Source organism: Amycolatopsis sp. NPDC045836, assembly GCF_056431745.1.
Window position 1 is genome coordinate 26439 of sequence record NZ_JBWKKF010000034.1, and the last position, 17658, is coordinate 44096.

At 71.6% G+C, this 17658-nt stretch carries 21 protein-coding genes; 10 read left to right on the plus strand and 11 right to left on the minus strand.

Features of this window, described 5'->3' with window-relative positions:
- Nucleotides 1–56 precede the first annotated feature (56 nt).
- A complete protein-coding gene (locus AC07EG_RS37665; protein ID WP_478258056.1) occupies nucleotides 57–503 on the minus strand; it encodes a MarR family winged helix-turn-helix transcriptional regulator in 447 nt (148 codons plus the stop codon).
- Between the two features lie 58 nt (nucleotides 504–561).
- Between AC07EG_RS37665 and AC07EG_RS37670 the strand changes: the two genes are divergently transcribed.
- Together AC07EG_RS37670 and AC07EG_RS37675 are read left to right on the plus strand one after the other, a co-directional pair.
- Nucleotides 562–945, plus strand: coding sequence for a DUF5313 family protein (locus AC07EG_RS37670; RefSeq protein ID WP_478258057.1), 384 nt, complete (start codon nucleotides 562–564; stop codon nucleotides 943–945).
- Nucleotides 946–1026: 81 nt separating this feature from the next.
- On the plus strand, nucleotides 1027–1173 hold the full coding sequence (locus AC07EG_RS37675) for a hypothetical protein (RefSeq protein ID WP_478258058.1): 147 nt from the start codon (nucleotides 1027–1029) through the stop codon (nucleotides 1171–1173).
- Between the two features lie 26 nt (nucleotides 1174–1199).
- On the opposite strand, the gene AC07EG_RS37680 is transcribed toward AC07EG_RS37675, so the two are convergent.
- Nucleotides 1200–1922 carry a TetR/AcrR family transcriptional regulator gene (locus AC07EG_RS37680; RefSeq protein ID WP_478258059.1) on the minus strand — a complete coding sequence of 241 codons (723 nt, stop codon included), beginning with the start codon at nucleotides 1920–1922 and terminating at the stop codon, nucleotides 1200–1202.
- Between the two features lie 84 nt (nucleotides 1923–2006).
- On the opposite strand from AC07EG_RS37680, the gene AC07EG_RS37685 reads away from it, so the two are divergent.
- Together AC07EG_RS37685 and AC07EG_RS37690 are read left to right on the plus strand one after the other, a co-directional pair.
- Nucleotides 2007–3491, plus strand: coding sequence for a carotenoid oxygenase family protein (locus AC07EG_RS37685; protein WP_478258060.1), 1485 nt, complete (start codon nucleotides 2007–2009; stop codon nucleotides 3489–3491).
- A gap of 70 nt (nucleotides 3492–3561) precedes the next feature.
- Nucleotides 3562–4044: an SRPBCC family protein gene (locus AC07EG_RS37690; RefSeq protein ID WP_478258061.1), complete on the plus strand. Its 483-nt coding sequence runs from the start codon at nucleotides 3562–3564 to the stop codon at nucleotides 4042–4044.
- A gap of 46 nt (nucleotides 4045–4090) precedes the next feature.
- On the opposite strand, the gene AC07EG_RS37695 is transcribed toward AC07EG_RS37690, so the two are convergent.
- The gene (locus AC07EG_RS37695) at nucleotides 4091–4609 is read right to left on the minus strand and encodes a hypothetical protein (protein WP_478258062.1); all 519 of its coding nucleotides are present in this window, start codon (nucleotides 4607–4609) and stop codon (nucleotides 4091–4093) included.
- Between the two features lie 21 nt (nucleotides 4610–4630).
- Complete coding sequence (locus AC07EG_RS37700) at nucleotides 4631–5242, minus strand: hypothetical protein (protein WP_478258063.1); 612 nt, start codon at nucleotides 5240–5242, stop codon at nucleotides 4631–4633.
- A gap of 430 nt (nucleotides 5243–5672) precedes the next feature.
- Here AC07EG_RS37700 and AC07EG_RS37705 point away from each other — a divergent pair, with 430 nt between their 5' ends.
- Entirely contained in the window at nucleotides 5673–6857 is a 1185-nt protein-coding gene (locus tag AC07EG_RS37705; protein ID WP_478258064.1) for an MFS transporter, read from the plus strand.
- Between the two features lies 1 nt (nucleotide 6858).
- Here AC07EG_RS37705 and AC07EG_RS37710 read toward each other — a convergent pair whose 3' ends face one another.
- Nucleotides 6859–7467: a flavodoxin family protein gene (locus tag AC07EG_RS37710; RefSeq protein ID WP_478258065.1), complete on the minus strand. Its 609-nt coding sequence runs from the start codon at nucleotides 7465–7467 to the stop codon at nucleotides 6859–6861.
- Between the two features lie 42 nt (nucleotides 7468–7509).
- On the opposite strand from AC07EG_RS37710, the gene AC07EG_RS37715 reads away from it, so the two are divergent.
- Nucleotides 7510–8370 (plus strand): SDR family oxidoreductase, encoded by an 861-nt coding sequence (locus AC07EG_RS37715; protein ID WP_478258066.1) that lies wholly within the window; start codon nucleotides 7510–7512, stop codon nucleotides 8368–8370.
- A 3-nt stretch (nucleotides 8371–8373) separates the two neighbouring features.
- On the opposite strand, the gene AC07EG_RS37720 is transcribed toward AC07EG_RS37715, so the two are convergent.
- The 3 genes from AC07EG_RS37720 to AC07EG_RS37730 all read right to left on the minus strand — a co-directional run bounded on the left by AC07EG_RS37720 (nucleotide 8374) and on the right by AC07EG_RS37730 (nucleotide 11152).
- Nucleotides 8374–8781, minus strand: a complete 408-nt coding sequence (locus AC07EG_RS37720) for a DUF4383 domain-containing protein (RefSeq protein WP_478258067.1) — start codon at nucleotides 8779–8781, stop codon at nucleotides 8374–8376.
- A 5-nt stretch (nucleotides 8782–8786) separates the two neighbouring features.
- Complete coding sequence (locus AC07EG_RS37725) at nucleotides 8787–9047, minus strand: hypothetical protein (RefSeq protein ID WP_478258068.1); 261 nt, start codon at nucleotides 9045–9047, stop codon at nucleotides 8787–8789.
- 80 nt (nucleotides 9048–9127) lie between these two features.
- A complete protein-coding gene (locus tag AC07EG_RS37730) occupies nucleotides 9128–11152 on the minus strand; it encodes a CocE/NonD family hydrolase (RefSeq protein ID WP_478258069.1) in 2025 nt (674 codons plus the stop codon).
- 74 nt (nucleotides 11153–11226) lie between these two features.
- Here AC07EG_RS37730 and AC07EG_RS37735 point away from each other — a divergent pair, with 74 nt between their 5' ends.
- From AC07EG_RS37735 to AC07EG_RS37745, 3 genes are all read left to right on the plus strand, one after another.
- A complete protein-coding gene (locus AC07EG_RS37735; RefSeq protein ID WP_478258070.1) occupies nucleotides 11227–12732 on the plus strand; it encodes an FAD-dependent oxidoreductase in 1506 nt (501 codons plus the stop codon).
- A 203-nt stretch (nucleotides 12733–12935) separates the two neighbouring features.
- Nucleotides 12936–13649: an SDR family oxidoreductase gene (locus tag AC07EG_RS37740; protein WP_478258071.1), complete on the plus strand. Its 714-nt coding sequence runs from the start codon at nucleotides 12936–12938 to the stop codon at nucleotides 13647–13649.
- 652 nt (nucleotides 13650–14301) lie between these two features.
- Entirely contained in the window at nucleotides 14302–14598 is a 297-nt protein-coding gene (locus tag AC07EG_RS37745; RefSeq protein ID WP_478258072.1) for a hypothetical protein, read from the plus strand.
- Here the strand turns inward: AC07EG_RS37745 and AC07EG_RS37750 are convergent.
- The 3 genes from AC07EG_RS37750 to AC07EG_RS37760 are packed head-to-tail and all read right to left on the minus strand — an operon-like array spanning nucleotide 14595 to nucleotide 16460.
- Nucleotides 14595–15194, minus strand: a complete 600-nt coding sequence (locus tag AC07EG_RS37750; protein ID WP_478258073.1) for a methyltransferase — start codon at nucleotides 15192–15194, stop codon at nucleotides 14595–14597. The two genes, AC07EG_RS37745 and AC07EG_RS37750, sit on opposite strands and share 4 nt — an antisense overlap.
- Before the next feature lie 55 nt (nucleotides 15195–15249).
- Nucleotides 15250–16038, minus strand: coding sequence for a SigB/SigF/SigG family RNA polymerase sigma factor (locus tag AC07EG_RS37755; RefSeq protein WP_478258074.1), 789 nt, complete (start codon nucleotides 16036–16038; stop codon nucleotides 15250–15252).
- On the minus strand, nucleotides 16035–16460 hold the full coding sequence (locus tag AC07EG_RS37760) for an ATP-binding protein (protein WP_478258075.1): 426 nt from the start codon (nucleotides 16458–16460) through the stop codon (nucleotides 16035–16037). Before AC07EG_RS37760 ends, AC07EG_RS37755 begins: the two co-directional genes overlap by 4 nt.
- 119 nt (nucleotides 16461–16579) lie before the next feature.
- On the opposite strand from AC07EG_RS37760, the gene AC07EG_RS37765 reads away from it, so the two are divergent.
- The gene (locus AC07EG_RS37765) at nucleotides 16580–17608 is read left to right on the plus strand and encodes a Ppx/GppA family phosphatase (RefSeq protein ID WP_478258076.1); all 1029 of its coding nucleotides are present in this window, start codon (nucleotides 16580–16582) and stop codon (nucleotides 17606–17608) included.
- Nucleotides 17609–17658: the final 50 nt, after the last annotated feature.

The following is a 17658-nucleotide window of genomic DNA, read 5'->3' on the forward strand; positions in this document are numbered from 1 at the left end:
GGACCTCGCTGTGGAACGGGCACAAATCAACCGGGAGTACCCCGCCCCGCCCGCGACTAAACCCGCGTCGCCTCGATGACCCTGGTCAGCACGGCGTGCAGCGCCTCCAGCTCGCCCGGTTCCATGCCCAGCTGCTCGACCACGCGGTACGGGATCTTCTCCGCCTCGGCCCGCAGCCGCCGCCCGGCGTCGGTGAGCTCGACCGACAGCTCGCGCTCGTTGTCCGCGTTCCGCCGCCGGGTCAGGTAGCCGATGCCCTCCAGCCGCTTGAGCAGCGGGGAGAGGGTGGCCGGGTCCTGCCGCAGGGTGGTGGCCAGGTCCTTGACCGTGCGCGGGGAGCTGTCCCACAGCGCCAGCAGCACCAGGTACTGGGGGTGGGTGAGCCCGTGCGGCTCCAGCAGCGGCCGGTAGATCGCGATGACCGACCTGGACGCGATGGACAGGGCGAAGCAGACCTGCCGCTCCAGCGCGAGCGGGTTCGGCCCCAGATCGATTTCGGCCACGGTGTTTCCTCCGGCACACTAATGGTTAACGCACTAACTGTTAGCGTACGCTAGCGGCATGCGGAAGCGACCCAACCCGGTGCTGTGGCTCTGGTACGCCCTCGGTGCCCGGCTGCCCGGCCGGTATCGCGAATGGGTGCTGCACGACGTCACGGCCAAGACCTGGCTGCTGCGCCACGCCGCGCGCAGCACGGTGCTGATCCTGCCGCTCGTCTCGGTCTGGCTGCTGCTGCCTGGGCCGCTGGGCCTGCGCCTGGCGCTGGTGCTGATGGCCGCGCTGGTCGGGTACTTCTACTCCTTCGCCTACGTCGAGGAGAGCGGGGAGCACCGGCTGGCCAAGCACGGCTATCCACGCGGCACCGGCAAGCGGATCCGCGCGGAAGCCAAGGAAGCCGCCGAGGCCGACGTCACCCGCCGGTACCTGGAGCGCTACCGGGAATGAACCCGGCCGCCACCTCCCTCACCCGGAGGGTGTTCACCCCCTGTGCCTGCGTGCCGGGAGGCCGTGTCGGAGACTGGAGGCATGGCAGTGCGTGAGGGGAAGCAGGGGGCGGACGAGGAACCGACGCCGATCTACGACTCGGTGGCGCGTGATCAGGCTGACGGGGACACCCGGGACACCGGAGACACGGGGGACCAGCGGGTTCAGGCCGGGGACATGACTTCGTAGAGGCTGCCGGACAGCCGCTCACTCCGTCAACTGCGGTTGATGAGTGCTTCGATGCCGTCGAGGATGCGGGTGAGGCCGAAGTCGACGTCGGCCTTCTGGATGCCGTCGCCGCCGTAGTCGGCCTCGCCGAACACCGCGGCGACCCGCGGGTAACCGCGCTCGCGCAGCAGGGGCAGCAGGAATTCGCCCAGCGCTCCGGTGTGCTCGCGGGACGCGCTGGTGCGCACGTCGCGGACCAGCGCCGCCGTGCTGCGCACCCAGCCGTCGACCAGCACCGCGCAGCCGACGGCGTCGCCGGTGCTCAGGCCGGAGCCCGCCATCGCCTCCAGGAACACCTCCAGCCACCGCAGCAGGTTCGGCGTGGTCGGGCCGCCGCGCACCGGCACCTGGATCAGCCACGGGTGCTTCCGGCACCGGTCCAGCAGGGCGTGGGCCCAGGTGGTGACCGCCTCGCGCCAGTCGCCCGCCAGCGGCTCCGGCGGCGGGCCCCAGCCGGCCTCGGCGACCAGGACCAGCAGTTCCTCCTTGGACCGCAGGTAGCGGTAGAGGGCGTTCGCGGTGATGCCGAGGCGTTTGGCGATCGACGGCATGGACAGCGCCTCGAAGCCCTCGGCGTCGGCCTGGGCGACGGCCGCCTCGACGATCTGCTCGACGCGGTAGGCCGGTTTCGGCCCGCGCCGGGGCGCCGGGCCGTGCCCCCACGCCAGTGCGGTGCCGGGTGGCAGCAACTCCAGAAGCTCCTCGTTCACCGGATCATCCTTGCATCCGAAACTGGTAAAGGCATAAACTGTTCGTGTCTTACACAGTTTGACTGCACGCAGGGGGATCCACTCATGACCGAACCGAACCGGCGGAACGTGCTCCGGGGAGCGGCCGCGCTGGCCGCCGGCGGGGTCGCCGCCACGTACGCCACCAACGGGGCCGCTTCGGCCGAGGACGCGACCATCGGCACCGCGAAGCCGGCGGGGGAGCGGCACCGCTTCCTCGAAGGGGCCTTCGCGCCGGTGCGCGAGGAGGTGACCGCCTTCGACCTGCCGGTCACCGGCCGCATCCCGCGTGAGCTGTCCGGGCGCTACCTGCGCACCGGGCCGAACGTGCTCGGGCTGGAGGACCCGAGGGCGCACCACTGGATGCTGGGCGAGGGCATGGTGCACGGCGTCCGGCTGCGCGACGGGCGCGCCGAGTGGTACCGCAACCGCTGGGTGCGCTCGTCGAGCGTGGCGGCGAAACTGGGCCGGCCGTACCCGTGGCCGGTGCCCGCCGACGACTTCGCGCCCAACACGCACGTGATCACCCACCACGGCCGCATCCTCGCGCTGCAGGAGAGCGGCCCACCGCCGTACGAACTCGACGGCGAGCTGAACACGCTGGGCCCGCACGACTTCGGCGGCACGCTCGACGGTGCCTACACCGCCCACACCAAGTACGACCCCCGGGCCGACGAACTGCACGCGGTGACCTACTACCCGGCCTGGGACCACGTGCGGCACCTGGTGGTCGACCGGACCGGGCGGGTGGTCCGGACCACCCGGATACCGGTGTCCGGCAACCCGATGATGCACGACTTCGCGCTCACCGAACGCCACGTGGTGCTCTTCGACGTGCCGGTCACCTTCGACCCGCAGCCGGGCAAGGTGGTGCCGTACCGGTGGAACGTCAACCACCCGGCCAGGGTGGGGGTGGTGAAGCGCTCCGGCGGGCCGGTCCGCTGGTTCGACGTGGACCCGGTGTTCTACTCGCACACGCTCAACGCCTACGACCACGGTGCGTCGGTGGTGGTGGACCTGACCACGCTGCCCGCGCCGTTCGAGGTGGCCGGCAAGCCGGGCTTCGGCGGGCCCTCGGCGTCGGGACCGCCGGTGCTGGAGCGCTGGACGGTCGACCTGGCCCGCGGGCGCGCGCGGCGGCAGGTGCTCGACGACCGGCCGCAGGAGTTCCCGCGGGTCAACGAGGACCTCGTCGCCCGGCGGCACCGCTACGGCTACGCGGCCTCGCCGGGGGAACTGCTCGACGTCTACCTCGACAAGCCGTCCGGTTCGTTCGGCAACGCGCTGATCAAGCACGACCTGCGGGGCGGGCGGTCGGAGGTGCACCGGTTCGGCCGTGGTGCGGCGACGAGCGAGGCGGTGTTCGTGCCGTCGGCACGCGGCAAGGCCGAGGACGACGGTTACGCGCTCGCCTACGTGCACAACCCCGACCGCAACGCCTCGGACCTGGTGATCCTCTCGGCGCGGGACTTCACCGCGAAACCACTGGCCCGCGTCCACCTGCCGAAGCCGGTACCGCTCGGTTTCCACGGCAGCTGGGTGGCCGACTGAGTTCTCCGCCCTTGCGGACTCCGGCGGCGCGGCTTGTCCCGCGCCGCCGGTGCTGGGATCGTTTGCCGTTGTGGAGCCGAGCATTTCGCGGAGCGTGGCGATCGACGCCCCGGTGGCGGCGGTCTGGGCGCTGGTCACCGACCTGCCGGGCATGGGCCGGTTCAGCCCGGAGAACGCGGGCGGGCGCTGGGTGGCCCCGGCGACCGGTCCGGCGGCGGGCGCGCGGTTCCGCGGCACGAACCGCAACGGTGCCCGGGAGTGGCGGACGCGGGTTCGGGTGGTCGAGTGCGCACCCGGCCGCCGGTTCACCTTCGACGTGCGTTCCCCGTTCGGGGTGCGGGTTTCGCGCTGGTCCTACGAATTCGCCGCCTCCGGTGGCGGCTGCCTGCTCACCGAGCACTGGTACCGCGTCGGGAACTGGTTCGTCCGCCGGGTGCTCGGCCCGCGGGTGACCGGCCGGGCCGACCGGCCCGGGTTCAACACCGAGTCCATCGAGCACACGCTGCGGGCGGTGAAGGCGCACGCCGAAGCGGTCGCTCCGGCCGCCCGGTGACAGGAAGGTGGCGTTCCGCCGGGAACGCCACCTTCCTGGCCGGGGCTCAGGTGCTCAGCAGCTGGTTGAAGAAGGAGCGGTACTGGCGCAGCGCCTGGCGCAGGTCCTCGGTGGCCACCTCACCACCGCGGCTCCACTGGCCCTCCAGCTCGCTCTTGTGCGCGGCGAAGGTCGCCGCCAGCGACTGGATCACCTTGGCCACCAGTTCGTCGGCTTCGCGGACCGCGCGCTGCGGGTCGTCGACGAAGTCGGTCTGGATGGCCCGCCAGTTCTCGCGGTAGCCGTCCACCTCGTCGGCGGCGAACAGCGGCTGGTTGGTCTCCTCGCTGCTGTGCGCCGGGGTGGACGTGGTGCCGGTGGTGGCGTGGTCCTGCTCCGCAATGGCGTCCGGTTCGGTGACCGTCTCCGGGCCGTCGGGTACCGGGGGCAGGTCGTCCGCTGTGCCCAGCCGGTCCGCCGGACCCGCGGTGTCCACTGTGTCCATCGTGTGCACCGTGTCCGCGTGCGTGTCCACATCGGACTCCCGGGTCCGGTGCCCGTCCGGGAGCAGGTCCTTGGTGCTCAAGTTCTCCTGGCGTTCCATGTTCTACCTGCCGTTCCGTGCGTCGTGGTGTTCCCTGGGGGCTTCGGTGCGCTGCTCGTCGTGCTGGTGGTGGCGGCGGTCCTCCGCCGCGTCGTCCTCCAGCAGGTCCTCGAAAACGGTGCGGTAGCGCACCATCGCGTCCCGCAGCTCCTCAGTGGACTTCTGCTCGTGGCCGACCATGGTCTCGTGCGCGTGCCGGTAGTGGTCGAGCGTCTTCGAGTGCTTGACCGACAGGTCGGCCAGCTGCTGGTCGTAGCCCTCGGTGGGGTAACCGCGCTCGGCCATCAGCTCGGTCAGCACGCGGTCGGCGTCGGCCACCGCGGGCGACGGGCGGTCGACGAACTTCGCCTGGATCTCCGCCCACTGCCGGGTGTAACGCTCCTTGGCCTCCGGGGAGAGCGGCCGGATGTCGAGTTGGCTGTGCCGCTTCTCCCGCGCGGCGAGTTCCCGCTGGGCCGCGCGCGGGCTGTCGTGGTCGGCGACCGCCCGTTCGTACTCGGGACCGAACCTGCGCTGCAGCCGTTTGCGCTGCACCTCCTGCATGACCAGCCAGACCACCGCGCCGGCGACGACGACCGCGGCGATGACGATCAGGACGACTACCCACGTGGGCATTGGCTTCTCCTCGTGCTCTTTGGCTGAGCGGACCCCCGCAGGGCCCTGGGTGCCCGCCTCGGCTTCAGCGAAAACCCTTGTGCGGCAACAGGTCCGCGATCTTGGTCCATCTGGCGGTACCGGCGCCGCCGGATGCCGTCCCGGGCCGGTGACCCGTCGGTGTTCAACCCGCGGCGGCACCGGCTCGACGGGGTCGTCCTTTCCGGTGCGCTGCTCTGCGGTGGCGAGCCGGCGACCTCCCGGTGGCTCGGTGCCCGGCACCGTTGGGGCCTTCCGCTGGGCGGCTCCGCGTGCTGGCCGTGGCGGGCGCCTGCCTCTCGGCGCCGGGGCCCCGAACCTCGCGTCGGCGACCGGGGTGCTGTTCGCCCCTTGCTCGATCGTTCGTATTGTGCATACTTGTGCGCATACCGAACGAGGCAGGGAGGCCCCGATGACCGCCGAGCTGACCGCGACCCCGCCGCGAGCGCGCTCGTGGGTGGTGCCGCTGGCCTGGACGGCCGTGCTGCTGGACGGCTTCGACCTGGTGGTGCTCGGCACGGTGCTGCCGGTGCTGCTGCGCGACCACGTCTGGGGCATCACCCCGGCCTCGGCGGCGGCGGTGTCCACCGCCGGCCTGGTCGGCATGACGCTCGGCGCGCTGGCGATCGGCACCATCACCGATGTGATCGGCAGGCGCCGGGCGCTGATCCTGGCGGTCACGCTGTTCTCCGCCTGCACCGTCCTCTGTGCACTCGCGCCGTCGATGTGGGTGTTCGGCCTGCTGCGCTTCGTCGCCGGGCTCGGGCTCGGCGGCTGCCTGCCCACGGCCATCGCCCTGGTCACCGAGCACGCGAAGCGGGGGCGGGCGGGCAGCGCCACCACCACGCTGATGACCGGCTACCACGTCGGCGCGGTGCTCACCGCGCTGCTCGGCATCTGGCTCATCCCGCTGCTGGGGTGGCGCTCGATGTTCGTGGCCGGCGCGCTGCCCGCGCTCGCGCTGGTGCCGCTGATGGTGCGGCACCTGCCGGAGTCGGCCGCGTTCGAGCGCACCCGCCCGGCGGAGACGGTGGCGGGGCTGTTCCGCGGTGGCGTGCTGCGGGCCACCCTGGCGTTCTGGGTGACCTCGTTCATGGGCCTGCTGCTGGTCTACGGGCTGAACACCTGGCTGCCGGAGATCATGCGGCAGGCCGGTTACCCGCTCGGCGCGGCGCTGGGGCTGCTGCTGACGCTGAACCTCGGCGGGGTGGCCGGTCTGCTCGTGGCGGGCCGGGTCGCCGACCGGGTGGGCGTGCGCGGCTCGGCCGTCGGCTGGTTCGCCGGGGCGGCGGTCTTCCTCGCCCTGCTCAGCGTCAAGCTGCCGGGGCCGGGGTTGTACGTGGCGGTGTTCCTCACCGGCGGATTCGTGTTCAGCGCGCAGGTGCTGGTCTACGCCTTCGTCGGGCGGACCTACGGGGACGCCTTCCGCGCCACCGGCCTCGGCTGGTCGGCGGGCATCGGCCGCCTGGGCGCCATCGCGGGCCCCCTGGTCGGCGGCGGCCTGCTCAGCGCCGGCCTCGCCTACCCCTGGGGCTTCTACGCCTTCGCCGCCGTCGGCGTGCTGGGCGCGCTGGCCCTGCTCACCACCCGCCGCTGAACTACTTGGGCGGGTACTGCCGGGTCTTGAGCAGGGTGGCCAGGTGGACGGCGTTGCGGGCGAGGGTGGCGTTGGTGGTGGCCACCGCGTCCGGGGTTTCGTCGAGGTCGTTGTAGTCGCCCGGGGTCATCGCCTCGCCGTTCCAGTAGGTACCGCCCTGCGCCGGAATGGTGAAACCGGTGTCGTTGAGCGCCTGGAACAGGTCGGCGGTGATCTTGTGCGCGCCGTCCTCGTTGCCGACGACCGCGGTCACCGCGACCTTGCCGAACATCACCGGGCGGCCTTCGTCGTCGGTTTCGGACAGTTCGGCGTCGAGGCGTTCCAGCACCCGCTGCGCCACGCTGGACATGTGCCCCACCCACGTCGGGGAGGCGAGGACCAGGATGTCCGCGCCGAGCACCTTGTCGCGAATGGACGGCCACTCGTCCCCGCCGCCCATGTCCTTCTCCACCCCCGGCCGCACGTCGTGGTCGACCACCCGCACCGACTCGCACTCGACCCCGTGCCCGCGCAGCGCGTCGAGCACCTGCCGGGCCATCAGTTCGGTGCTCGACGGCGCGGGCGAAGGCTTGAGGCTGCAGGTCAGGGCCACTGCTCGTAGTGCGGTCATGGCCGCCGGTTACCCAGCCACCGGCCGGGGTAACCGGCGGCCATGACCGAGAACGACAACAACCAGCCACCCCAGCGACAGGACCCGCCCGGCACCACCGGGGACATGCGGCCGCGGCCGAAGGACGAGATGCGCGAGTACCGCGGCCGGGAGCTGCTGGCCGGCCGCCGGGCGCTGATCACCGGCGGGGACTCCGGGATCGGCCGCGCGGTGGCGGTGGCCTTCGCCAAGGAGGGCGCCGACGTCGCGATCGCCTACCTGGACGAGCACGAGGACGCCGAGCACACCGCGGAACTGGTCCGCGCCGAGGGCCGCCGCTGCGAACTCCTGCCCGGCGACCTCGCCGAAGCCGAGCAGTGCGCCGCGGTGGTGCGGCAGACCGTGGACGCCCTCGGCGGCCTGGACATCCTGGTGAACAACGTGGCCACCCAGTGGCCGGTGGATTCGCCCGAAGAGCTGACCGAGAAGCAGTGGATGCGCACCTTCGACGTCAACATCCACAGCTACTTCCGGGTCACCGCCGCCGCCCTGCCGCACCTGGGCGAGGGTGACGCCATCATCAACACCGGCTCGGTCAACGGGCTGCGCGGCAACAAGTCCCTCATCGACTACTCGGCCACCAAGGGGGCCATCCACGCCTGGACCTACTCGATGGCCCAGGCGCTGGCGGACAAGGGCATCCGGATCAACTGCGTGGCCCCCGGTCCGGTGTGGACCCCGCTGATCCCGGCCACCTTCGACGAGGAGAAGGTGGCCGAGTTCGGGCAGCAGGTGCCCTACCAGCGGGCGGCGCAGCCGGACGAGATCGCCCCGTCCTACGTGTTCTTCGCGTCGAACCAGCTGTCCTCGTACTACACCGGGGAGGTGCTCGCCCCGCTCGGGGGCGAGACCACCCCGGGCTGAGCCTCAGGCACGCTCGGTGGCGCGCGTCTTGCTGAACAGGATCGCCAGCCCGGCCAGCGCGGTCAGCCCGTGCAGCCAGTTGTCGGCCGCGTTCACGTTGAGCACGTCACCGGGCGTGTCGGTGCTGGTCGCCAGCACGCCGAACGCGGTGAGCCCGACGCCGACGACGAGCAGCAGCATGCCGTAGACGCGCACCCCGGCCGGCTTGATCGCCGCGCCGACGCCCAGCAGCCCGAGCACGATGTGGATCACGTTCTGCACGGCGCTCACGGTGAAGATCCACACCGCGTTCACCCCGGCGGGCCCCACCTGCCCCGGCTGCTCGGCCACGGTGAAGCCGAGCACGCCGAGCAGCAGGTAGAGCAGGCCGATCACGCCGACCAGCACCCTGGCCACCTTCGTCAGGTCCATCGCTTTCACACCACCGGGTTCAGGCCGCGGCCGACCGCCGATGCGAGGAAGCACCAGCCACGGGAGACGGACAGGCAGGGCAGGTGCCGTTCGCGCAACCGTTTCAACGCCGTCGCTGAAGCGGTCCACGCCGACTGGTCGACCACCGCGCAGGCGGCTTCGTCGTCCGAGCTCTCCACCGCCTGCACGCCGTGCCGGTCACCCCATGCCGACAATTCCCGCAGGGCCGCGGAATCCCCGAGGTAGACCACCTTGAGTTTCTGCATTTTCCTCACTCCCCGATAAAAGCTTCGCTCTTCGGGGGGTAACCGTTGTCACGGTGTCGAAACCCCGGCCGCGCGCCAGGTCACACCTGATCCCGTGGAATCACCCGGTGCCAGTTCTCGGAGAAGATCCGGTGCCCCGACTCGTAACCGTCGAGTTCGGCGTGGATGATGAATTCGGTCGGCGTGCAGGTCAGCACGGTGTGGGTCTCGGTGCGCGATTCCCAGTCGCCGCGGGCGAAGGTCATCGTCCACGCCGTCTCGCCGCGGGCCGAGGAGAAGTCGTCGGCGACCCAGCTGTAGCGCTCGTAGGCGCGCCTGCCGACCCGCAGGTCGATGTCCTCGAAGTAGTCGACCCCGCTGTCCTTGACGATCTCCAGCGCCGATTCGTAGTCGACCAGGTCGCGGCTCACCGTCCACCGCTGCTCACCCGGCTGCAACTGGGTCACCGTCAGCGGCGGGGTGCCCTCCGGCTCCTCGAACGGCCGCACCGGCAGTTCGTCCGGCTCGGCCAGCGGCCGCACCGGCAGCCGGAGGGTGCTCTCGCCGGTGTAGACCTTCAGCCGGGTGCGGCACGGCGGCGGCCACGCCAGCGGCCAGTACGAAGTGGACAGCGACAACCGGATGCGGTGCCCGGGCGGGAACGCCTGCGCCACGCCGTTCAGCTCGATCGAAACCCGGTACCGGCGCCCCGGCTCCAGCGGCTCGGGGTTCTCGTGCCCGTCGCGGTGGGTCAGGTTCAGCAGGCCGTAGGTGACCCGGGTGGCCCGCCCGTCGGGGTAGACGTCCGAGAGCCGGACGGCGACCATCGCCACCGGCTGGTTGGCCTCGACCTCCAGCTCCACCCGGGGCGCGCCGAGGATTTCGCAGCGCTCGGTCAGCGGATCGGTCTCGAACACCAGCGAGCCGCCGTCCTCCTCGCGCTGGTCGTACGGCAGGTCCGGCGGCGCGTTGTAGGAGGCCCACTTGCCGGAGAACTGCCCCACCGACAACGGCGATTCGATCTCCAGCGCCCGTTCGGGCACCACTTCGCCGGGCCGGGCGATCCGGTGCGCGTCGAGCGGGTGCACCGTCGGCGAGATGTGCGGGGACGGCCAGCTGGGCTCGCCGACCCACCGGCCGGGCCGGTCCTCGTAGGCGGTCGACGGCGGCACGCTGTCCTGCATCCAGACGCGCAGCATCGGCCCGTCCATCACGTCGTTCTCCTCGCCCGCGAGCCAGTGGTCGAACCACCGCACCACCTCCTGCAGGTAGCCGATGGCCGGGCCGGGCTGCCCGAGGTGCGGGTACTTGTGCGACCACGGGCCGATCAGGCCCTTGCGCGGCACGTCGAGGTGGTTCATCAGCCGGAACACGCCGTTGGAGTAACCGTCGGCCCAGCCGCTCGACGCCAGCACCGGGACCTGCACGTCGCTGTAGTTCTCGCACACCGAGGCGTGCCGCCAGTAGTCGTCGCGCCGCTGGTGCGACAGCCACTTCTCGATCCACAGGCCGCTTTCCGACAGCCGTTCCAGCCACATCTCGCGCCAGCGGTCGCCGACCAGCGCCGGGTCGGGCGGCAGGGTGGAGTAGGCGAACATGGTCGACGCCTCGGCCAGGTTGTCCGAGAGCAGGCAGCCGCCCATGTAGTGCATGTCGTCGCCGTAGCGGTCGTCGGTGAACGAGGAGATCACGATGGTCTTCAGGCTCGGCGGCTTGCGGGCGGCCACCTGCAACGCGGCGAAGCCGCCCCAGGAGATGCCCATCATGCCGGTGCCGCCGGTGCACCACGGCTGCTCGGCGATCCACGCCAGCACGTCCTCGGCGTCGAGCTGCTCCTGTTCCAGGTATTCGTCTTCGAGCACGCCATCGGACTCACCGGAGCCGCGGATGTCCACCCGCACGCACGCGTAGCCGTGCCCGGCCAGGTACGGGTGGTGGATGGCGTCGCGGCCGGCGGTCAGGTCCCGCTTGCGGTAGGGGATGTACTCCAGGATCCCGGGTACCGGGTGCTCGTCCGAATCGGCGGGGCGCCAGACGCGGGCGGCCAGCCGGGTGCCGTCCGGCAGCGGGATCCAGACGTTCTCCTCTTCGATGATCTGCTTCGGTAGTTGTGTCACCGTGCGCATTCCCCGACGGTAACGCCGGGTCCGGCGGCCTGCAGGACACGGGTTTGATCTCGCCCGCGGGGGTACCCGCTGGCATGGACGTATCCCCGCTGCCCACGCCGCTGTCCCTGTGGATGGAGTCCACCAACGGCCCGGACCGGGGCGGCTCCGCGCTGCCCGGCGAGGTCGACGTGGTGGTGATCGGCGCCGGGATCGCCGGGCTGACCACCGGTTACGCCGTGGCCCGCGACGGCCGGACCGTGCTGGTGCTGGAGGCGGGCCCGGTCGGCGGTGGTGTTTCCGGCCACACCACCGCGAAGCTGAGCGCCCAGCACGGGGAGAAGTACGCCAAGCTGCGCGAGCAGAAGGGACCCGAGGCGGCCGCCCGGTACGGCCAGGACCAGAGCGGCGCGGTCGACTGGGTCGAGCGGACGGCCGGGGAACTCGGCATCGACTGCGCGTTCACCCGCACCGACAGCTACGTCTACACGACCGAAGCCGAGCGCTTGAGCGACCTGCGGGCCGAAGCGGCCGCGGCCGCCGACGCCGGGTTGCCCGCGGAGTTCGTCGAAAGCATCGACCTCGACGTGCCGGCGGCGGGAGCGGTGCGCTTCGCCGGCCAGGCGCGGTTCCACCCGCGGCGCTGGCTGCTCGGCCTGGCCTCGGCCATCGAGCGGCTGGGCGGGCAGGTGGCGGAGAACGCCCGCGTGGTGCGGGTCGACGAGCGCCCGGTGCCGGTGGTGCACACCGAACGCGGCAAGGTGCGTGCCGCGGAGGTGGTGATCGCCACCCACTACCCCGTGCTGGACCGCGGCCTGTACTTCGCCCGCCTCGACCCGGTGCGCGACCTGGTGGTCGCCGGGCCGGTGCCGCCGGGGCGCGACGGCATGTACCTCGACGGCGACACCCACCACTCGGTGCGCTACCACGACAACGGCGGTGAGCTGCTGGCCATCGTCGGCGGTGAGCACTACCGCACCGGCGAGCAGGTCGACGTCGAGGCGCGCTACACCCGGCTGGCCGAGTGGGCCGCCCGGCACGTCGGCGTGAGGAGGGTGACCCACCGCTGGTCGGCGCACGACCTGTCCACTCTGGACTCCGTGCCGTACGTGGGCCGGTACCACCCGCTCTCGCGGCACCTGTGGGTGGCGACCGGCTTCGGCCAGTGGGGGATGAGCGGCGGGACCGCGGCCGGGCTGCTGCTGGCCGACCTGCTCGCCGGGCGCGAGCACCCCGGCGCCTGGCTCTACCAGCCGGACCGCTTCGACCTGCGCTCCGGCGTCGCCCTGGCCCGCAACAACTTCACCGTGGCCAAGCACCTGGTCGGCGACCACGTGCGAGCCGTCGGCGCGGACGGGGAGTTCGCCACGCTCGGCCTCGGGGAGGCTCGGGTGGCCACTTCGGGCGCGTCGGTGATCGCCGCCTACCGCGACCACGAGGGCGTGCTGCACCGCCGCAGCGCGCACTGCACCCACATGGGTTGCGTGGTCGCGTTCAACAACGCCGAGAAGACCTGGGACTGCCCGTGCCACGCGTCCCGGTTCGGCATCGACGGCACGGTCATCCAGGGGCCGGCGACCCGGCCGCTGCCGGAGGCGTGAGCCGCGGGCGGAACTGCCGCGAGGACCGGCCGGGCGGCTCGCACCGGGCGCGGGCCTGCTGCCGCTCCCGATCGGCATCGCCATCGGCGTGGTGCTCGGGCTGCTGCTGGGAAGCGGATCTTCCGCACCCGCTCCGGGGACGGCTCGGCGCCCGGGGCAGGCGGCGCGGGATCACGCCCTGAGCCTCGTTATGCTGCGGGACCATGCCGGTCGCGATCGTCACGGGGAGCTCTCGCGGCATCGGCCGCGCCATCGCCGAACGGCTCGCCGCCGACGGTGCCCGGGTGGTGGTCAACTACCGCACCGGCCGCGAAGCCGCACTGGACGTGGTCCGGGGGATCGAGGCCCGTGGCGGCCGGGCGACGGCCGTGCAGGCCGACGTCACCGATCTCGCGCAACTCCGGCTGCTGTTCGACGCCGCCGGTGAGGCCGACATCTTCGTCAGCAACGTCGGGGTCGCCCGGTTCCGGCCGCTGGCCGAGGTTTCCGACGAGGAGTACGACTTCCTCTTCGACACCAACACGCGGTCGACCTTCCACGCCCTGCGGGAAGCCGCCCGCCGGGTGCGCGACGGCGGGCGGATCGTGGTGATCTCCAGTGCCGTCGTGGTGACCAACCAGCCGGGGACCGCGCTGTACTCGGCCACCAAGGCGGCGGGGGACCAGCTGGTGAAGGTGGCCGCGAAGGAACTCGGGCCGCGCGGGGTGACGGTGAACAGCGTGCTGCCGGGCGCGGTGCGGACCGAGGCCCTCCTCACCGACGGCCCGCCGGGGGTGATCGAGCGGTCGATCGCCTCCACCCCGCTGAACCGCATCGCCGAACCATCGGACATCGCCGACGTCGTCGCCTTCCTCACCTCCCACGACGGCCGCTGGATCACCGGCCAGACCATCCACGCGGGCGGGGGCCAGTTCTAGGGCATTACCGCCGGGTGATTCGGGCTGGTGGCCGTGACAACTGCCTTTGAATTCGGTTGTTTCCGCCGAGTAGAAGGCGACCGCGGTTCCTCGAGCACCTGCTGGCATTTCGCCCGGCATGGGAGATCGCGCAGCTCCTCCTGCCGGGCGCTGCCGTGTGCCGAACGTCAACGCGGCTGACGGACATCGATATCCGGCACGGCCGGTGGGCTCGAATTCCAGCCGCTCGGCTCGCGGACGAATCATTCAATGCCGGAGTTCGGCGCATCAATGAACGGAGTATCTTCTCGGTCCGGCGATGATCTGCATCTCCGGCGGAGGGCGGTGCCGCAGGGCATCGTGCGGGGGAGCGCGGAGACGGGAGCATTTCCATGCGCGCACAGATTCCACCGGGCGTGCCGGGCCCGCCGCGGCGGAGGCTGGGGGCCGGGGCGATCGTGATGGTTTGCGCGGTCGTGACAGGCGTCGCGGTGGTGGTTTTTTGTGCTGAGCCGCCACAAGCCCGAGGACGGTGGCAAGTACGTGGCCAAGCCACTGCCGAGTTGTGCTCAGGTCGCCGACCGGATCGCGACCTTGCCCGCGAAGAAGTCGGAGACCATTCCCGGCGATGACCCGAACCGCGGCTGGCTCTGCCACTTCAAGGACAGTGCGGGTGAACGTGGCAGTCGACCTCGATGTCGAGGTAGGCACCGAAAGGCAGGCGGACACCAGGTCCGGGATGCGGACTTCGCTGGGCTACGTCCGAGATGCCACGGTGGGCCTTGGCGAGGACGCGGCCTGGGCGCCGGTGATGCGCAGGAACGAGGGCACGTTGTTCGTTGTCGACAGCAACGTGATGTTCTCGGTCAGGTTCAGCGACGAGAACCTGATCGAAAACGCCGAGCAGACGTGCAAGGAGGAGACCCGCAAAATCGCTCGGTCCCTCTACGCCGCGGTGCAGCCGGATTAGGCAGCGCACCCGGTGCGGTCGGCGCGGATCACCAGCACCTCTTCGAAGTCCTGCCCCGGCTCCAGCAGACCGGCCCGCTCCAGGTACCGCCTCTGTCCATTCTGGACCGGCTGGAACGGCACCACCCGGCGCGCCACCACGCCGGCGCGCAGCCGCTGGCGGCGCAGTTCGGTCAGGGTGGCGGCCGGGTCGCACAGCGAAGAGTGCAGCATCAGCAGGGTTCCCTGCCGCGCCAGCAGGTCGCGGACCCGGGCGCACAGCGGATCGAGGTACCGCCTGCCGTCCGGGCCCGGCACGTACGGCGGATTGGCCAGCACCACGTCGAACCGGCCGAGTGAGCCGCGGCCCGCCGGGTCGCCCTGGAACGCCCGCACCGGCAGCCGGCGCACGCGGCCGTGCAGGCGGGCGCTGAGCACCGCCCGGCGGCAGCGTTCCACCGTGACCACCTCGGCGGCGCCCTCCCTGGCCGCGGCCACCGCGCCCGAGCCGGTGCCGAGGTCGAGCACCCGGGCACCGGGCCGGACACGGGCTTCGGCCAGCGCACTGGCCAGCAGGCGGGAATCGGTACGGGCACCGGGGGATCGCAGAGTCAGCACGCGAGTCTGTACCACCGGCACCGCGGTCCGAAACCACTGGAACCGCTGAACCCGCTCAAGGATCGGCGAGCAGTTTTCCCCGCAGTCTTTCCAGCGTCTGCGACAGCAGTCGTGAGACGTGCATCTGCGAAATGCCCAGCCGGTCGGCGATCTGGGTCTGCGTCATGTTCCCGAAGAAGCGGAGCTTCAGGATCGTGCGCTCGCGCTCGGGCAGTTCCGCCAGCAGCGGCCGCAGGGCCGCGTGGTTCTCCACCGCTTCCAGATCGGTGTCCTCCTCACCGAGCGTTTCGGCCAGCGGGAGCCGTTCGCTGTCCGAGCTGACCGGCTTGTCCACCGACACCGCCTGGTAGGCGTTGCCCGCCACCAGTCCCTCGCGCACCTCGTCGACGTTCATGCCGAGCTTGTCGGCGATCTCGGTGGGCGTCGGCGCGCGGCCGAGCGTCTGCGCCAGCTCCCCGGTGGCGTGGCTGATCGCCAGGTGCAGTTCCTTGAGCCGCCGCGGCACCCGGACCGACCAGCTGGAGTCGCGGAAGTACCGCCGGACCTCTCCCATCACCGTGGGCACGGCGAAGGACAGGAACTCCGAGCCGCGGCCCACCTCGTAGCGGTCGACGGCGTTGATCAGGCCCAGCCGGGCGACCTGCAGCAGATCGTCGAAGTTCTCGCCGCGCCCGGAGAACCGGCGGGCGATGTGCTCGGCCACCGGCAGGTACTCGGTCACCAGGCGGTCACGGAGGTCATCCCGGCGGGGGTCACCCGAAGGCAGCTCGGCCAGTTCGGCGAACAACGGCGCGCAGTGCGCGTACTGTTCGCCCCTGGCTTTCGGCGCCGACTCCTGACTCACCGGCCCCCCGTCCTCGTCGCCATCACCAGCTCGATGGTCACCACGCGGCCGCCCTGCTCGGTCACCCGGTAGGAGGCGGAGTCGGTCACGGTCTTCACCACGTGCCAGCCGAAGCCCTCGGTCTCCGGCACGGCCTGGTCGGCGGTCGGCGCGGACACCGAAACCGCCAGCTCCCCGGCGGAGAGGCGGTACCGGCAGCTGACGCTGGAACCGATCTCGGCGTGGTGGACCAGCCACGACGCCACCTCGTCCACCGCGATCTTGAAGTCGGCTATCGCGTCGAGGTCGAAGTCCTCCTTGGTCGCCACCGCCTCGGCGAGCATCCGCAGCAGGGGAAGGTGCTCCAAGCGCGCGGGAACGCTGAGTTCGACGTGTTCGGTGAGCAGGGCATCGATCTGCCCGCTCAGTTCAGTGTCGGCCATCGGCGCACTCCCCGGTTCGAACTGGTGTTGCCATGCCGGGGGGAGTACCCGCCCGTGCGCCCGGCACACACGACGATCCCGTCCGTGTAATCCATCACGTCCGGGGGTATCCGGGCTGGATGAAACTGGGCGTGCTGGACATCGGCTCGAACTGCGCCCAACTGCAGATCGTGGACGGTGCGCCCGGCGCGCCACCGCTGCCGGCGATGGCGATCAAGGAGCCGACGCGGCTGGCCGAGGAGATCGAAGGGACCGGCGACCTCAGCGACGACGGCATCGCCAGGGTGCTCGGCGCGGTCGGCCGGACGCTGGTCGCGGCGCGGCAGAACCACGTGGAGGAGCTCTTCGTCTACGCCACCTCGGCCATCCGGGACGCGCGGAACCGCGACGCGGTGCTCGACCGGATCGAGGCGGGGACCGGGGTGCGGCCGCAGTTCCTCACCGGCGAGGACGAGGCGCGGCTGACCTACGCCGCCGCCCACCGCTGGTACGGCTGGTCGGCCGGGCGCATCCTGCTGCTGGACATCGGCGGGGGTTCGCTGGAGATCGCGCTCGGCCGCGACGCCAAACCCGACCTGGCGCTTTCGCTCCCGCTCGGTGCCGGCCGCCTGACCAGGGCGTTCCTGCCGGACGACCCGCCGACCGCACGTCAGCTGCGTGACCTGCGCCGCCACGTGCACGCCACGCTCCGGGAGATCTCCGACCGCCTGCGGTGGGAGGGGCCCGCGGCCAGGACCGTGGCCACCTCCAAGACGTTCAAGCAGCTGGCTCGGGTGTGCGGGGCCGCGCCGCAGCGCAAGGGGCCGTTCGTGCACCGCGAACTGCGGGCCGCCGACCTGCGGGCACTGGTGCCCGAACTCGCCGGGAAACCGGCGGCGAAGCGGGCGAAGCTGCGGGGGATCTCGGCGGGGCGGGCCGGGCAGATCGTCGCCGGGGCGGTGGTGGCCGAGCAGGTGATGAAGGCCTTCGACCTGGACACGGTGGAGCTGTGCCCGTGGGCGCTGCGGGAGGGCATCATCCTGCGGTACCTGGCCGGGCTGCCGGACCAGGTGCCCGACCTGCACCTGCAGCCGATCAGCGGGACCACCCGGCCGGACGACGCCGTGCCGCTGCGGCCGGTGGCCGACCGCGACCTGCCGGTCTCCTAGTTTGCCGGGAGCCGTCACCGGTCACCCTGGATCCGCGGCGAGCGGAAGGA

Excerpts from the sequence above, each read along its gene's own strand:
- AC07EG_RS37715 (WP_478258066.1), top strand. The coding sequence starts at position 7,510 with ATGACCGAGAACGACAACAACCAGCCACCCCAGCGACAGGACCCGCCC.
- AC07EG_RS37725 (WP_478258068.1), bottom strand. The coding sequence starts at position 9,047 with ATGCAGAAACTCAAGGTGGTCTACCTCGGGGATTCCGCGGCCCTGCGG.
- AC07EG_RS37670 (WP_478258057.1), top strand. The coding sequence starts at position 562 with ATGCGGAAGCGACCCAACCCGGTGCTGTGGCTCTGGTACGCCCTCGGT.
- AC07EG_RS37685 (WP_478258060.1), top strand. The coding sequence starts at position 2,007 with ATGACCGAACCGAACCGGCGGAACGTGCTCCGGGGAGCGGCCGCGCTG.
- AC07EG_RS37700 (WP_478258063.1), bottom strand. The coding sequence starts at position 5,242 with ATGCCCACGTGGGTAGTCGTCCTGATCGTCATCGCCGCGGTCGTCGTC.
- AC07EG_RS37735 (WP_478258070.1), top strand. The coding sequence starts at position 11,227 with ATGGACGTATCCCCGCTGCCCACGCCGCTGTCCCTGTGGATGGAGTCC.
- AC07EG_RS37765 (WP_478258076.1), top strand. The coding sequence starts at position 16,580 with ATGAAACTGGGCGTGCTGGACATCGGCTCGAACTGCGCCCAACTGCAG.
- AC07EG_RS37710 (WP_478258065.1), bottom strand. The coding sequence starts at position 7,467 with ATGACCGCACTACGAGCAGTGGCCCTGACCTGCAGCCTCAAGCCTTCG.
- AC07EG_RS37720 (WP_478258067.1), bottom strand. The coding sequence starts at position 8,781 with ATGGACCTGACGAAGGTGGCCAGGGTGCTGGTCGGCGTGATCGGCCTG.
- AC07EG_RS37705 (WP_478258064.1), top strand. The coding sequence starts at position 5,673 with ATGACCGCCGAGCTGACCGCGACCCCGCCGCGAGCGCGCTCGTGGGTG.
- AC07EG_RS37760 (WP_478258075.1), bottom strand. The coding sequence starts at position 16,460 with ATGGCCGACACTGAACTGAGCGGGCAGATCGATGCCCTGCTCACCGAA.
- AC07EG_RS37740 (WP_478258071.1), top strand. The coding sequence starts at position 12,936 with ATGCCGGTCGCGATCGTCACGGGGAGCTCTCGCGGCATCGGCCGCGCC.
- AC07EG_RS37730 (WP_478258069.1), bottom strand. The coding sequence starts at position 11,152 with ATGCGCACGGTGACACAACTACCGAAGCAGATCATCGAAGAGGAGAAC.
- AC07EG_RS37675 (WP_478258058.1), top strand. The coding sequence starts at position 1,027 with ATGGCAGTGCGTGAGGGGAAGCAGGGGGCGGACGAGGAACCGACGCCG.